Source organism: Rhodococcus olei (assembly GCF_039540555.1).
In the GTDB taxonomy this organism is placed as follows: domain Bacteria; phylum Actinomycetota; class Actinomycetes; order Mycobacteriales; family Mycobacteriaceae; genus Rhodococcus_G; species Rhodococcus_G olei.
Window position 1 is genome coordinate 569,955 of sequence record NZ_BAABFB010000029.1, and the last position, 15,025, is coordinate 584,979.

Sequence of the window (15,025 nt, forward strand, 5' to 3'; positions counted from 1 at the left end):
ATTAAAGTTCGCCTTTACCTAACCTGGGGGAGATCGTTTCGTGACCAACGCCGACATCACCGCTGGGCAGCAGGCGCCGACGGCGCAGCTGATGACGCACCGAGAGATCCTCGAAGTGCTCGCCGGCCTCCTCGCGGCCCTGTTCACCGCGCTGATCAGTTCCACGATCGTCTCGACTGCCCTGCCGACGATCATCGGTGACCTCAACGGCAGCCAGACCCAGTACGCGTGGGTGATCACCACGTCGCTGCTCGCCACCGCTGCCTCGACACCGATCTGGGGCAAGCTCTCGGACCTGTACAACAAGAAGGTTCTCGTCCAGAGCGCGATCGTCGTCTTCGTCGTCGGATCCGTGATCGCCGGCGCCTCGCAGAACGTGCCGGTCCTCCTCGGCGCCCGGGTGATCCAGGGTGTCGGGATGGGCGGCCTGACCGCGCTGGTCGTCGCGATCATCGGCACGATCATCCCGCCGCGCGACCGGGGCCGGTACTCCGGTTACATGGGCGCGGTGATGGCCGTGTCGATGGCCGGCGGCCCGGTCCTCGGCGGCGCCATCGCCGACGGCCTCGGCTGGCGGTGGTGCTTCTACGTGTGTGTCCCGCTGGCCGTGATCGCCCTGTTCCTGCTGCAGAAGACCCTGCACATCGACACCACCCGGGTCGACGGCGTGCGGATCGACTGGCTCGGCGCGACCCTGCTCACCGCGGGTGTCTCGGTGCTGCTGGTGTGGGTCTCCTTCGCCGGCAAGGCCACCTACTACGACTGGATCTCGACCGAGTCGGCGCTGATGGTCGGGGCCGGTCTGCTGCTGCTGATCGCGACCGTCGTCGTCGAGTCGAAGGCCTCGTCGCCGATCATCCCGCTGAAGATCGTCACCGAGCGGACCACGGCCCTGGCGATCATCGCGTCGGTCGCGGTCGGTGTCGGACTGTTCGGTGCCACCACCTTCCTGGGCCAGTACTTCCAGACCGCGCGCGGCTACTCGCCGACCGAGGCCGGTCTGCTGACCATCCCGATGGTGCTCGGCATGCTCACCGGTTCCGTCGGTTCCGGCCAGCTCATCACCCGGTTCGGCAAGTGGAAGGGATTCGTGGTCGGCGGCGCACTGCTGCAGGTCGCGGGATTCCTGATGCTGGGCACGATCGACCACGAGACGGCCATCTGGGTGATCGGCGTGATGATCGCGATCCTCGGACTCGGCACCGGCATGCTGATGCAGAACGTCGTCCTCGCCGTCCAGAACACCGTCAGCGTGCACAACGTCGGCGCGGCCAGCAGCGTCGTCGCGTTCTTCCGGACGTTCGGTGGCGCGATCGGCGTCTCGGTGCTCGGTTCGATTCTCGCCACCCGGGTCACCGACCTGACCGCGGCCGGTTTCGCGAAGCTGGGCATCGACACGCACACGCCCGGCGGCGGCGCGAACCTCAACCTGCAGGCACTGCCGGCTCCCGTGCAGGACGTGATCCGGGTCGCCTACGGCGACGCGACCGGACGGATCTTCCTGGTTGCGGCGGCGGTCGCGGTGATCACCGTGATCGCGGTGTGCCTGCTGCCCAACAAGCCGCTGCGCACCACGATCGACCTGAAGCCCTCCGCCGCGGACGAGGAGTACGCCAAGGTCTAGGCACACACGGACAGCGGCCCGGCCCCACACTCGGGGCCGGGCCGCTGTCCGCTGTGTGGCTCAGGTCCGGCGGTTGTAGAGCCGCATCGTGATCGGTCCGAAGAGCACCACGAACCCCACGCACCAGGCCAGAACGACCCCGAGCTGGGCGGCGGTGACGTCGCCTGCCATCAGTCCGCGGATCGCGGTGACGAGCTGGCTGATCGGGTTCACGTCGACGAACGCGCGCAGCCAGTTCGGCATCGTCGCGGGGTCGACGAAGATGTTGCTGGCGAACGTGAGCGGGAACAGGATGAACATCGACACGCCCATCACCGCCTGCTCGGTGCGCAGCAGCATCGCGAACATCGTCCAGACCCACGACATCGCGAACGAGAACAGCAGCAACAGGGCGACCGCGGCGACGACGCCGAGCACCCCGCCGGCCGGCCGGAATCCGAGCAACAGGCCGAGGACCATGACGATCACCGATGCGATCGTGTAGCGGGCCACGTCGCCGAGCAGTGCCCCGACCAGCGGTGCGGGCCGCCAGATCGGCAACGACCGGAACCGGTCGAACACGCCCTTCTCGATGTCCTTGTTCAGGGTCAGCCCGGTGTACATCGTGATCATCACGACCGTCTGCACCAGGATGCCCGGAATCAGGAACTGGACGTACGCCTCCGTGGATCCGGCGAGTGCGCCGCCGAACAGGTACGTGAACATCAGCGTGAACATGATCGGGAACATGGTCACGTCGAACAGCTGCTCGGGGACGTGCTTGATCTTCAGCAGCGCCCGCCAGCCGAACGACAGCGACGCCGCCACCGCACCCGCGCGCCGGGGGCGCGGGCCGGACGGCGCCAGCGCCTCGCCGACCGCCGTGGCCGGGGAGGCGGTGGTGACGGTGGTGGAGGTCATGACGGTGTCCCTTCCAGCGCGGTGTCGGTGTCGGCGGGCCGACCGGTGTGGCTGTCGGCGGGCCGACCGGTGTGGCTGTCGGCGGGCCGACCGGTGTGGCTGTCGGCGGGTTTGCCGGTGAGGGCGAGGAACACCTCGTCCAGGCTGGGCTGCCCGAGTGCGAAGGTGGTCACCGCGATCCCGGCGTCGTCGAGGGCGGCCAGGGCGCGGGCGACGCGGCCGTTGTCCTCGATGCGGGCGCTGAGCGCGGCGGGGTCGGGCTCGATCGTGACGTCGACACCGAGCACCCCGGCGAGGACGGTGGCGGCCTCACCGCGCCGCTCCGGGTCCGCGACGCGGACGTGCAGCGCACCGGACCCGACGGACGCCTTCAGTTCGCCGCTGGTGCCCTCCGCGATCACGCGGCCGCGGTCGATCACGGCGATCCGGTCGGCGAGCTGATCGGCCTCGTCCAGGTACTGGGTCGTCAACAGGACCGTGGTGCCGCCCGCGACCAGGGCGCGGACGATCTCCCACACCTGGTTGCGGCTGCGCGGATCGAGGCCGGTGGTCGGTTCGTCGAGGAAGATCAGCTCGGGGGTCACGATGATCGACGCCGCGATGTCCAGGCGCCGTCGCATGCCGCCGGAGAAGTTCTTCACCTGCCGTCCCGCGGCATCGGCGAGATCGAACGCGCCGAGCAGCTGCTCGGATCGGGCGCGGGCCGCGGAGCGGGAGAAGCCGTACAGCCGGGACAGCAACACGAGGTTCTCGGTGCCGGTCAGGTCCTCGTCCAGGGAGGCGAACTGTCCGGTCAGCGCGACCTTGCCGCGGACGGTGTCGCCCTCGCGGGCCACGTCGTGGCCGAGCACCCGCGCGGTGCCGCCGTCGATGTCGAGGAGGGTGGCGAGCATGCGGATCGTCGTCGTCTTCCCGGCACCGTTCGGGCCCAGGACGCCGTAGACGCCGCCGCGGGGCACGGCGAGGTCGACGCCGTCCACCGCGACGGTGGTGCCGAAGCGCTTGACGAGAGCGTTCGTTTCGATCGCGAGGTCGAGGGGCATGGGCTCCAGCCTGTCCGTTTCGGGTGGATCGGGCAACGGAATTACGAAAGAAAGCCGAGTGTCGGCGCCGGCGACCCGGCACCTCCGAGGCTGCGAATCGCGCTGTCGAGCTGGGCGTATGCACCTTGGGCGAGCCGGGTCACCAGCGCCAGCTTCAGGTCCGGTGCGGCGTCGGTCAGTTTCGCGAAGCGCTCCGGGCTCAGGACCGCGAGCCGGGTCGCGGTGTCGGCACGCACGTCGTTGAGGAACGTGCCGCCGATCAGGGTCGGCATCTCGCCGAACGTCATGCCGGGTGCCAGGGTCGTGATCCGGTGTTCGGTCCCGTCGGGTCCGGTCACGATCGTGCTGACCCGGCCGGACAGGATCAGCACGATGCCGACCGGGTCGTCGCCGCGCCGGACCACCGTGTGCCCTCCCGGCGCGTCGACGAGGTCGAGTTCGGCGGCGATGTGGTCGAACTGGGCGGCGGACAGGCCGGCGAGCAGGGGGTGGTCGGCCAGCGCGATCGCCGCCGGGATCCGTCCGCCGTCGCAGTGCCGGTCCAGCAGTTCGTCCTCGGCCCATTCGAGTGCGCGGTCGAGGTCGGCGAAGATGCGCTCGGAGCGGTCGACGCTCGACGCGGTGTGCCCGAGGTGACCGTCGGGGTCGACGAAGGTGCACCGGCACCCCCGCGCGGCCAGGTCCGTGCGCAGGTCGGCGAGCATCCGACGGGCTACGTCGCCGACCTCGTCGACGCGGCGCAGGTCCACGACGACCGCGTCCAGGTCGTCGGCGTGTTCCGCGACCGCCCGGACCGCGGATTCGGCACCGGAGAACAACAGGTCGCCGTGCAGTTCGTAGATCCGGGCGCGCCGGCCGACCCGGGCCAGCGTGTCGCGTTCGGCGGCGCTGCGGCGTTGTCGCGACGGTGCCCGGTCGACGGTGTGGGTGGAGCGGATCGCCGAGCGGGCGGCGCGACCGACGTGGAGGAAGTGCAGATCCAGCGTGCGGGACAGTTCCCGGCACGCCTGCACGCCGCGGGCACTGTTGCCGTGCGCGTCGAGGCGGGGCGAGTACACCGCGATGCCGATCTGTCCGGGCAGCACCGCCAGGACGCCGCCGCCGACCCCGCTCTTCGCCGGCAGCCCGACCTGCGTGATCCACTCGCCGGCCGCGTCGTACATGCCGCAGGACGTCATCACCGACAGCACCTGCTCGACGTGCTCGGGGGCCAGCGCTCGCCGGCCCGTGCGGGGGTGGGTGCCGTTGTTCGCGAGCGTCGCCGCGATCAGCGCGAGGTCCCGGCAGGTGACGTTGATCGAACACTGCCGGAAGTACAGGTCCACCGCCTCGTCCGGGTCGTCGGTGACGATGCCGAACGAGCGCAGCATGTGGCCGATGGCCCGGTTGCGGTGCCCGGTGCGCGCCTCGGACTCGTACACCCGCCGGTCGAGGCCCAGTTCGCGGCCCGCGTAGGTGGAGTAGCAGCGCCGGACCCGCTCGAACCGTTCGGCGGGGTCGTCGCCGGCGATGAGGGAGGCGGCGGTGATCGCGCCGGCGTTGATCATCGGGTTGCGGGGCCGTTCGGTGACCGGGTCGAGGCTGATCTCGTTGAACGGCTCCCCGGACGGCTCGACGTCGATCTTGGCCGCGACCGCGGCGGGCCCGCGGTCCGCGAGGGCCAGTCCGTAGGTCAGCGGTTTCGAGATCGACTGGATCGTGAACTCGGTGTCGGCGTCGCCCGTCTCGTACACGTGGCCGTCGGTCGTCGCCACGCACAACGCGAAGCCGTCCGGGCGCACCTGGGCCAGTTCGGGAATGTAGTCGGCCAGGGCTCCGTCCCGGTTGCCGCGGCAGCGGTCGTACACCTCGCCGATGATCGCGTCCACGACTGTGCGCATGGCGTCCAGGTTCTCACCCCCTGCGGCGGCCCGCGACCTGTGAACTGACTCACCGTGACCGGCATAATGAGCAGGCAGCGTGCCGTCCCGGCCGCGCCGGACGGTATGCCTGGCGATCGTCGGGAGTCGGGCTCCGTAGACTGGGCCGGTCGACCGGTCGGCGGTCGGCGGGTTTCGAGCACGTGCAGTTCTGCGGAGGGAGCGATCTCGTTGGGTGTTCTTTCTCGAGTCCAGACGCCCGGAGATCTTCGCGGTCTGACCCTCGCCGAGATGCGTGAACTCGCCGCGGAGATCCGCGGGTTCCTGGTGGAGAAGGTGGCGGCGACCGGCGGCCACCTGGGTCCGAATCTCGGTGTGGTGGAGTTGACGCTCGCCGTGCACCGGGTGTTCGACTCGCCGCGGGACGCGGTGCTGTTCGACACCGGGCATCAGGCCTACGTCCACAAGATCGTCACCGGCCGCAAGGACCGGTTCGACACGCTCCGCAAGCAGGGTGGCCTGTCCGGATACCCGTGTCGCGCGGAGTCGGAACACGACTGGGTCGAGTCGTCGCACGCGTCCGCCGCGTTGTCGTACGCGGACGGGCTGGCGAAGGCGTTCGAGCTGACCGGCCAGCACCGGCACGTGGTCGCGATCGTCGGCGACGGCGCGTTGACCGGCGGCATGTGCTGGGAGGCGCTGAACAACATCGCGGCGGGCAAGGACCGCTCGGTGGTCATCGTGGTCAACGACAACGGCCGCTCGTACGCGCCGACGATCGGCGGCCTCGCCGACCACCTCGCGGCGCTGCGGCTGCAGCCCGGCTACGAGCGGGTCCTGGACAACAGCCGCCGGATGGTCAAGAAGATGCCGTGGATCGGCCGGGCGGCGTACCAGCTGCTGCACGGGATGAAGGCCGGCATCAAGGACATGGTCAGCCCGCAGGTGATGTTCACCGACCTCGGCGTCAAGTACCTGGGACCGGTGGACGGGCACGACCAGGCGGCGATGGAGTCGGCGCTGCGCCGGGCCAAGGACTTCGGCGGGCCGGTGATCGTGCACGCCGTGACCCGCAAGGGGATGGGCTACGCGCCCGCCGAGAACCACAAGGCCGACCAGATGCACGCGACCGGCGTGATCGACCCGCGCACCGGGCGCTCGACCAGCACCCCGGTCCAGGACTGGACCTCGGTGTTCTCCGAGGAGCTGATCGCCCGGGCCGCCGACCGCGAGGACATCGTCGCGATCACCGCGGCGATGCCGGGCCCGACGGGTCTGGCGGCGTTCGGGGAACGCTATCCGCAGCGCACCTACGACGTCGGCATCGCCGAGCAGCACGCGGTGACGTCGGCGGCCGGTCTCGCACTGGGTGGCCTGCATCCGGTCGTCGCGGTCTACTCGACGTTCCTGAACCGGGCGTTCGACCAGTTGCTGATGGATGCGGCGCTCCTGAAGCAGCCGGTGACCCTGGTCCTGGACCGGGCCGGTGTCACGGGACCGGACGGCGCCAGCCACAACGGCATGTGGGACTTCTCGCTGCTCGGGATCGTGCCCGGGATGCGGGTCGCCGCCCCCCGCGACGCCGCGACCCTGCGCGAGGAGCTCGGTGAGGCGCTCGACGTCTCGGACGGGCCGACCGCGGTGCGGTTCCCGAAGGGTGCCGTCGGGGAGGACATTCCCGCGATCGAGCGGATCGACGGCGTGGACGTGCTCGCGATGCCGGAGCGGCGCGGGGGTGACGTCCTGATCGTCGCGGTCGGCCCGTTCGCGACGGTCGCGCTCGAGACCGCGAACCGGCTTGCCCAGCAAGGCATCTCGGCCGCGGTCGTCGACCCCCGGTGGGTACTGCCGGTGCCGCGACCGGTGGTGGAGCTCGGCCGCGACTTCCGGATGGTCGTCACCCTCGAGGACAGCGGTGTCCACGGCGGCATCGGGTCGAGCGTGTCCGCCGCCCTGCGGGCCGCGGACGTCGACACACCCGCCCGCGACGTCGGGGTTCCGCAGCGGTTCCTCGATCATGCGTCCCGTGATCAGGTGCTGGCCGACCTCGGGCTGACCGCCCAGGATCTCGCCCGGCAGATCACCGGCTGGGTGGCCGGACTCCGCTCCGAGGAGGACGCGCCGTCGGCCGCGGACACCGGGATCTCCCAGCAGGGGTGATCGGGTCGCGGCCGCGCGGGGGTCGCCGGCTCAGCCGGCGGCTTCGAGGGTGCGGCCGCGGGTCTCGGTGACGAACTTCCACACCACGAAGAACGACACCGCCGCCATCACCGCATAGCCGCCGTAGGTCACCGAGAGGTTCCAGTCCGCGAGGGCGGGGAAGGTCGCGGAGATCAGGAAGTTCGACACCCAGTTCGCGGCGGTGGCGACTCCGACCGCCGCGGCCCGCACCCGGTTCGGGAACATCTCGCTGATCAGCACCCACACCACCGGGCCCCACGAGAACGCGAAGAAGAACACGAACGTGTTGGCGGCGATCAGGGCGACGGTGCCGGAGGTGCCCTCGAGGGTGGCGACGGATTCGCCGATGTCGTTGGTGGTCACGACCGCCGAGCTGAAGCAGATCGCCGCGGTGGCCAGGGACACGGCCATCCCGACCGATCCGACCAGCAGCAGCGGCCGGCGCCCGATCCGGTCGATCACGGCGATCGCGACGAACGTGCCTGCGATGTTGACCAGTGCGCTGACGACGCTGATCAGCAGTGAGCGGTCCTCGCCGAAGCCGACCGCCTGCCACAGGGTCGACGAGTAGTAGAAGATCACGTTGATGCCGACGAACTGCTGCAGGGCGGCGAGCGCGATCCCCACCCAGACCAGCGGTGCGACGCCGAGCGGCTTCGAGAACAGCTGGCGCAGAGTCGTCTTGGTGCGGTGCTCGCGCAGCGATGCGCCGATCTCCGCCATCCGCACGGCCACGACCTCGTCGCCGCCGCCCTCGAGGTCCGCGAGGATCTCCCGGGCCTGGTCGGCGCGGCCGCGCAGGACGAGGAACCTCGGCGACTCGGGGATCGGGTAGGTCACGATCAGGTACAGCAGCGCGGGCACCGCCTCGAGCGCGAGCATCCACTGCCAGGCCTCGATGCCGAGCAGGTGTCCGCGGGCCCCGCCGGCCGCGGCGTTGAGGGCGTAGTTGACCAGCTGGGAGATCGCGATGCCGAGCACGATCGCCAGCTGGTACATCGACCCGAGCCGGCCGCGGATCGAGGCGGGGGAGATCTCCGCGATGTACGCCGGCGCGATCACCGACGCGAAGCCGACGGCGACGCCGCCGACGACCCGCCACGCCGTCAGGTCGTAGACGCTGAACGGGAACGCGGAGCCGAGCGCGCCGACGAAGAACAGCACGGCCGCGATCTGCATGACCCTGATCCGGCCGAGCCGGTCGGCGACGTCGCCGGCCAGCCAGGCCCCGAGTGCGGCGCCGAGCAGGGTCAGGGAGACGGTCAATCCCGTTCCGCCCGCGCCGATGTCGTACTTGTCCCGGATGGCGCCGACCGCGCCGTTGATCACGGCGGTGTCGTAACCGAAGAGGAATCCGCCGAGCGCCGCCGCGGCGGCGATCATCACGGCGCGCCCGACCGCGGCCCCGGTGGCCCCGGACCCCGTTCCGCCGAACGCGGTGTCGCTCGTGGCCATGTCGACCCCCTCGGGGCCCGGGTCGACGCCCCATTGCGTCGTGACACACCCGGGGCACTATGACGCTACTGCCAATCGGGCGGGCGCGCTCGCCGTCCCGCGGCCCGCCGCCCTCAGCCTGCAGACCGGGCGGCCGTGGACAATTCCGGCACGATCGTGTCGAGGACCCAGGGGATGCTGAGCACGTTGACGTTGCTCAGTCCGGAGATGACCCGCTGGTCGCTCATCAGTACCGCCGAGCCGCGGCCGACCGCCGACAGTTGCGCGACCGCGGGGTGGGTTGCGGCATCCGAGGCGGCGTCGACGAAGGCGACGACGACGTCGGCGTCGATGTCGCGCAGGTTCTCCAGGGAGATCGATCTGTAGAAGGTGCCCGCGCTGTTGTCGCGGGCGAGGGCCTCGACGCCGGGCGCGTTCACGAACCCGAGTTCGGTGAGTACCTGCACCCGCGGGTCGGTGGGCAGGTAGACGTTCGCCTCACCCGAGGCGGTGTCGAGGTTGACCACGGTGAGGGTCCTGCCGGCGAACTCGGGGTGCGCGGATGCGGTGTCGGACAGCGTCTTTCCGAGACCGTCCACCAGGGCCTGCGCCTCGGCGGGTTTGCCGACGGCGCGTCCGACGATGGTGGTCTGGTCCTGCCAGGTGGTCTGCCAGGCCTCGCCCGGGTAGGCGACGGTGGGCGCCAGCGCGCTGAGCTTGTCGTAGTACGCGCGATCGAACCCCTCGTAGGGTGCGAGGATCGCGTCCGGTGTCAGCGTCGCGATCGTCTCGATCGACGGCTCGCCGGACTGGGGGTGCTCGTAGAGGGTGGTGGTCTCGGCGTCGAAATACGGTTGCGCCCAAGGCATCACGCCGTTCGGGTCCGCTCCGTAGCTGTACTTCGGCTGGCCGACCGGCCTCAGGCCGAGGGCGTAGAGCACGTCCTGCGCGTTCCAGCCCATCGTGACCAGGCGCTGCGGCTCGCGGTCGATCGTGGTGGCGCCGAACGTGTTGGCGATGGTGACGGGGTAGGCGCCGTCCCCGTCGTCGGGGGTGTCGGAATCGGGGGCGCCGGTCGAGCATCCGACGGCGGCGGTGAGGGCGAGCGCGGCGACGGCCGCGCGAAGAAGACTGCGTTTCACGTTAGGTGAGGCTAGCCTATTTCATTCGCCGCCGGGGCGCCGTCGCCCGCGGGCGCCCGACCGCCCGGACGGGGACCGGCCGCAGACGACTCCGCGCCCCGGGCCGGTGCCCGGGGCGCGGAGTGTCGGACCGCTGATCGGTCCCGGTCCGGAGGAGTGATCCTGGTGCCGAGGCCCGGCTCAGCCGATGTTGCCGGACAGGTCGGGGATCATCCGGATGACCTGGTCCTCCCAGTTCTTCCAGTTGTGGACACCGGTCTGCGGGTAGTCGTAGTGGACGTTCCCGGCTCCGATGGAGGCCATCCGGACCTCGAACGCGCGGGTGTTGGCCAGCGCCAGCGCCTCCAGCGGCACCGACTGGACGACGCCGAGCGCGTCGCTGACGTCGCCCGGACCCGGGACCCCGCTGCCGGAGGCGATCCACAGCCGCGTGTCGTTCGCCTTCAGCATCGGCGCGAAGACGAACGGGTCCATCCGCAGCCACTGCGGCCCCCACGGCGGCGCCATCGCGTCGATGTTGAATCCGCCCGCGGAGACCATCGCGAGGCGAAGTGCCTCGCGCATGCCGGGTGCGGAGTTGTTGAGGAAGCCGGAGTACGACCCGGCGAAGCTGAACTGCTGCGGGTGGTAGGCGGCGAGCGTCAGTGCCGCGCTGCCGCCCATCGACAGGCCGAACACGCCGTTGCGGGTGGACCGGAACCCCTCCCGGGCGGCGAGCGCCCTCGGCAACTGCTGGGTCAGGAAGGTCTCCCACCGGTAGGTGTTGGCCTTGCCGTCGACGTCGCCCGCGGCATCCGAGCTGCCCAGCCCCGACGACCCGCCGGAGCTGCCCGTGGAGGACCCGAGCTCGCCCGGACCCCAGGTGCTCGGCGCGTTCCAGTCCGCGTAGAAGCTGGACTCCCCACCGACCGGCATCACGACGTTGATGTTCGCGCCGGTCAGCGCGTGGGCGACGTTGGTCTCGAGCTCCCAGCCGCTGAGGTCGTTGCGGGCGCGCATCCCGTCGAGTGCGTACACCACCCGGTCGGTGTTGCCGTCCGCGGCGCGGAAGATCCGGGACTTGATCGGACCCATGTCGCTGTCGACCCAGAAGTCGTACCCGAAATTCCTGTCGAAGGCGGCGTTCGCGACCCCGACCGGACCTGCTACCGACGCCCCGAGCGGCAGCAGGATCGCCATCGACATCACCATCGAGCGTGTGAGCCGCGGGAGCGATGTCCCGCCTCTCGGTCGTCTGACTCGCATCCTGTTCGGGCCTTTCGTCAGTGCGGCCGTGCACAGCCGCGATTACCGGGCTCGTGCACCCTATCGCGAATGGCGTGGTCACGGCCCCCCGAAACCCGCGTGTGCACCCCGCGCCGGTGCAGTCGACGGGTCGCTTGCCCGATCATTCCGCCAGGTCGAGGGCCCGAGGGCGGGGTGTGATCAGACGAAACGGGCGCGGCTCGGGAATTCCGTGCCGCGCCCGTTTCGGGGTGTGTTGGTCCGCGTCAGACGCTTGCCACGCCCGGCGCCAGGAACCGCGTGCCGTTCACGGCCTCGGAGGTTCCGGTGCGGTCGAGGTACGGCGTGATGCCGCCGTTCCAGAAGCCGAAGCCGCCGCCGAGGATCAGGCAGAGGTCGATGTCCTGGGCCGCCGCGACCACACCCTCGTCGAGCATGATCGCGATCTCCTCGGCCATCGCGCGACGGGTGCGCTCCAGCACCTCGTCGGCGGTCGACGCCCTGTCGCCCTGCGGCCACAGCGCGGCGACCTCGGGGTCGACGACCTGGCCCTCGGGTCCGTAGGTCCACACGCCGGGCTTGCGGGCCTCCACCAGTGCCTCGAGGCCGGGGGAGGAGACGAACCGCTTCGGGTAGGCGGCCTGCAGCGTCTCGCCGGTGTGCAGCGCGACGGCCGGTCCGACCAGCGCCAGCAGGGTGAACGGGCTCATCGGCATGCCGAGCGCGCCCACGGCGTTGTCGGCGACGTCGAAGGGCGTGCCCTCGTCGACGGCGGTCATGACCTCGCCGAGGGTGCGGGTGACGAGCCGGTTGAACACGAAACCGGGCTTGTCGCCGCACAGCACCGCGGACTTGCGGAGCGACTTCGCGGTCGCGAAAGCGGTTGCGAGAGTGGCGTCGTCGGTCTTCTCGCCCTTGATGATCTCGAGCAGCGGCAGCACCGCGACCGGGTTGAAGAAGTGGAAGCCCACGACCCGCTCCGGGTGCCGCAGGTCCGCGGCCATCTCGGTGATCGACAACGAGGAGGTGTTGGTCGCGAGGATGGTCTCGGGGGCGATGTGCTCCTCGAGCTCGGCGAACACCTTCTTCTTGACGTCCATGTTCTCGAAGACGGCCTCGATGACGAAGTCGGTCTTCGCGAACGCGGCCTTGTCCAGCGAGCCGGAGACCAGCGCCTTGAGCCGGTTGGCGCCGTCGGGGGACAGCCGGCCCTTGCCCTGCAGCTTGTCGATCTCGGTGTGGACGTAGCCGACACCCTTGTCGATGCGCTCCTGGTCGATGTCGGTGAGGATCACCGGCACCTTGAGCTGCTTGACGAACAGCAGCGCGAGCTGGCTGGCCATCAGGCCGGCACCGACGATGCCGACCCCGGAGATCGTGCGGGCCAGCGACTTGTCCGGCGCGCCTGCGGGCCGCTTGGCACGCCGGTTCACCAGGTCGAACGCGTACAGGCCTGCGCGCAGCTCGTCGGTCATCAGCAGGTCGGCGAGGGCCTCGTCCTCGGCGGCGAACCCGGCGTCGAGGGTGGCCGGGTCGGCGAGATCGACGTTGCGGGCGGCGTCGAGCAGTTCGACGGTGCGCACGGCGCCGGGGGCGTTGTTCTTGGTCTTGCCCGCGACGATCGCCTTCGCGCGGGCGACGGCCTCGTCCCAGCCGGCGCCGCGGTCGATCTCCGGGCGGGCGGGGACGATCTCGCCGGCCAGGACCTTCGCCGCCCAGGCGAGGGACTGCTCGAGGAAGTCGGCGGAGCCGAGGACCACGTCGGCGAGACCGAGCTTGGCGGCCTGCGCCGCGCCGATCACCTTGCCGTTGTTGAGCGGGTTCTCGACAGCGATCGTGACCGCGTTCGCGGGCCCGACGATGTTGGGCAGCAACTGGGTTCCGCCCCAGCCGGGCACCAGACCCAGCATCGCCTCGGGCAGGCCGAGAGCGGGCACGTTGTCGGCGTAGGTGCGGTAGTGGCAGTGCAGGCCGACCTCGAGTCCGCCGCCGAGCGCGAGGCCGTTGACGAAGCCGAACGTCGGGACGGCCGAGTCGCGCAGGCGACGGAACACCTTGTGGCCCAGGCGACCGAGCTCGAGGCCCTGCTCGCGGGAGGTGATCGACGGGACGCCCTTGAGGTCGGCGCCGGCCGCGAAGATGAACGGCTTGCCGGTGACGGCGATCGCGGCGGGGTTGGCGGCGAACGCCTCGTCGAGCGCGGCGTCGAACGCGAGCAGGCCGCGCGGGCCGAACGAGTTCGGCTTGGTGTGGTCGAAGCCGTTGTCGAGCGTGATCAGCGCGACCGGGCCCTCGATGCCGGGCACGGACACCAGCTTGGTGTAGGCGTTCGTGACGACCTCGTCGGCGAAAGCGGTTGTGATGTCGGTCATTTACTTGGCTCCCGCCTGGTAATCAGCGTGGTTGGGGTTCTCCCAGATGACGGTGCCGCCCATGCCCAGGCCGATGCACATCGTGGTCAGGCCGTAGCGGACGTCGGGGTTCTGCGCGAACTGGCGCGAGAGCTGCGTCATCAGGCGCACCCCGGAGGACGCGAGCGGGTGGCCGCACGCGATCGCCCCGCCCCACTGGTTGACACGCGGGTCGTCGTCGGCGATGCCGAAGTGCTCGAGGAACGCGAGCACCTGCACCGCGAACGCCTCGTTGATCTCGAACAGGCCGATGTCCTCGATCTTCAGGCCGGTGCGGGCGAGCAGCTTCTCGGTCGCCGGGACCGGGCCGATGCCCATGACCGCGGGGTCGACGCCCTGGAAGGCGAAGCCGACCATCCGCATGCCGACCGGCAGGCCGAGTTCGGCGGCGGTGTCCTCACCGGCGAGGATGCACGCGGTCGCACCGTCGTTCAGGCCGGCGGCGTTGCCTGCGGTGATCCGGCCGGCCGGCCGGAACGGGGTCTTCAGCGCGGCGAGGTCCTCGATCGTGGTGCCGGGACGCGGCGGCTCGTCCTCGGTGGCCAGGCCCCAGCCGTTCTCGGCGCGGGTCGCGACCGGGACGAGGGTGTCGGCGATGAAACCGGCCTTCTTCGCGGCGTCGTACCTGTTCTGCGACGCGACGGCGTACGCGTCGGTGCGGTCCTTGGTGATCGACGGGAACCGGTCGTGCAGGTTCTCGGCAGTGTTGCCCATCACGAGCGCGGACGGATCCACCAGCTTGTCGGCCAGGAACCGCGGGTTCGGGTCGGCGCCCTGGCCCATCGGGTGCCTGCCCATGTGCTCGACGCCGCCGGCGATCACCACGTCGTACTGGCCGAAACCGATGCCCGACGCGGTGGTGGTGACGGCGGTCATCGCGCCGGCGCACATGCGGTCGATCGCGAAGCCGGGCACGGTCTCGGGCAGCCCGGCGAGGATGGCGGAGGTGCGGCCGATGGTCAGGCCCTGGTCACCGGTCTGCGTGGTCGCGGCGATGGCGACCTCGTCGATGCGCTCGGCAGGCAGCTGCGGGTTGCGGCGCAGCAGCTCGCGGATCGCCTTGACGACCAGGTCGTCGGCGCGGGAGTCGGCGTAGATGCCCTTGGCCCCCGCCTTGCCGAAGGGGGTGCGGATGCCGTCGACGAAGACGACGCCCCGACCCTGCTGAGTGGATGGAGACACGCTGATTCCTCCTGGTGGAGATGCT

The 15,025-nt window shown here is 70.6% G+C and carries 10 protein-coding genes; 2 read left to right on the forward strand and 8 right to left on the reverse strand.

Annotated elements, in window-relative coordinates; translation table 11 throughout:
* The first annotated feature begins 40 nt into the window (after window positions 1–40).
* Complete coding sequence (locus ABD951_RS09185) at window positions 41–1,624, forward strand: MDR family MFS transporter (protein ID WP_345343805.1); 1,584 nt, start codon at window positions 41–43, stop codon at window positions 1,622–1,624.
* A 60-nt stretch (window positions 1,625–1,684) separates the two neighbouring features.
* Here the strand turns inward: ABD951_RS09185 and ABD951_RS09190 are convergent, their stop codons facing one another.
* The 3 genes from ABD951_RS09190 to glsA are packed head-to-tail and all read right to left on the reverse strand — an operon-like array spanning window position 1,685 to window position 5,447.
* Window positions 1,685–2,524: an ABC transporter permease gene (locus ABD951_RS09190; RefSeq protein WP_345343807.1), complete on the reverse strand. Its 840-nt coding sequence runs from the start codon at window positions 2,522–2,524 to the stop codon at window positions 1,685–1,687.
* A complete protein-coding gene (locus tag ABD951_RS09195) occupies window positions 2,521–3,567 on the reverse strand; it encodes an ATP-binding cassette domain-containing protein (RefSeq protein ID WP_345343809.1) in 1,047 nt (348 codons plus the stop codon). Before ABD951_RS09195 ends, ABD951_RS09190 begins: the two co-directional genes overlap by 4 nt.
* 41 nt (window positions 3,568–3,608) lie before the next feature.
* Window positions 3,609–5,447, reverse strand: a complete 1,839-nt coding sequence (glsA, locus tag ABD951_RS09200) for a glutaminase A (RefSeq protein ID WP_345343811.1) — start codon at window positions 5,445–5,447, stop codon at window positions 3,609–3,611.
* Between the two features lie 210 nt (window positions 5,448–5,657).
* On the opposite strand from glsA, the gene dxs reads away from it, so the two are divergent.
* On the forward strand, window positions 5,658–7,586 hold the full coding sequence (gene dxs, locus ABD951_RS09205; protein WP_345343813.1) for a 1-deoxy-D-xylulose-5-phosphate synthase: 1,929 nt from the start codon (window positions 5,658–5,660) through the stop codon (window positions 7,584–7,586).
* A gap of 30 nt (window positions 7,587–7,616) precedes the next feature.
* Here dxs and ABD951_RS09210 read toward each other — a convergent pair whose 3' ends face one another.
* The 5 genes from ABD951_RS09210 to ABD951_RS09230 all read right to left on the reverse strand — a co-directional run bounded on the left by ABD951_RS09210 (window position 7,617) and on the right by ABD951_RS09230 (window position 15,000).
* Window positions 7,617–9,062, reverse strand: coding sequence for a sugar porter family MFS transporter (locus ABD951_RS09210; RefSeq protein ID WP_345343815.1), 1,446 nt, complete (start codon window positions 9,060–9,062; stop codon window positions 7,617–7,619).
* Window positions 9,063–9,175: 113 nt separating this feature from the next.
* The gene (locus tag ABD951_RS09215; RefSeq protein WP_345343817.1) at window positions 9,176–10,183 is read right to left on the reverse strand and encodes an iron-siderophore ABC transporter substrate-binding protein; all 1,008 of its coding nucleotides are present in this window, start codon (window positions 10,181–10,183) and stop codon (window positions 9,176–9,178) included.
* Window positions 10,184–10,363: 180 nt separating this feature from the next.
* A complete protein-coding gene (locus ABD951_RS09220) occupies window positions 10,364–11,428 on the reverse strand; it encodes an alpha/beta hydrolase (protein ID WP_425569801.1) in 1,065 nt (354 codons plus the stop codon).
* 245 nt (window positions 11,429–11,673) lie between these two features.
* Entirely contained in the window at window positions 11,674–13,779 is a 2,106-nt protein-coding gene (locus ABD951_RS09225; protein WP_345343821.1) for a 3-hydroxyacyl-CoA dehydrogenase NAD-binding domain-containing protein, read from the reverse strand.
* A complete protein-coding gene (locus ABD951_RS09230) occupies window positions 13,780–15,000 on the reverse strand; it encodes a thiolase family protein (RefSeq protein ID WP_345343823.1) in 1,221 nt (406 codons plus the stop codon).
* Window positions 15,001–15,025 lie beyond the last annotated feature (25 nt).

Bases quoted from the DNA above. Each gene is read 5' to 3' on its own strand.
- glsA (WP_345343811.1), bottom strand. From the start codon at position 5,447: ATGCGCACAGTCGTGGACGCGATCATCGGCGAGGTGTACGACCGCTGC.
- ABD951_RS09195 (WP_345343809.1), bottom strand. From the start codon at position 3,567: ATGCCCCTCGACCTCGCGATCGAAACGAACGCTCTCGTCAAGCGCTTC.
- ABD951_RS09190 (WP_345343807.1), bottom strand. From the start codon at position 2,524: ATGACCTCCACCACCGTCACCACCGCCTCCCCGGCCACGGCGGTCGGC.
- ABD951_RS09225 (WP_345343821.1), bottom strand. From the start codon at position 13,779: ATGACCGACATCACAACCGCTTTCGCCGACGAGGTCGTCACGAACGCC.
- ABD951_RS09220 (WP_425569801.1), bottom strand. From the start codon at position 11,428: ATGCGAGTCAGACGACCGAGAGGCGGGACATCGCTCCCGCGGCTCACA.
- ABD951_RS09210 (WP_345343815.1), bottom strand. From the start codon at position 9,062: ATGGCCACGAGCGACACCGCGTTCGGCGGAACGGGGTCCGGGGCCACC.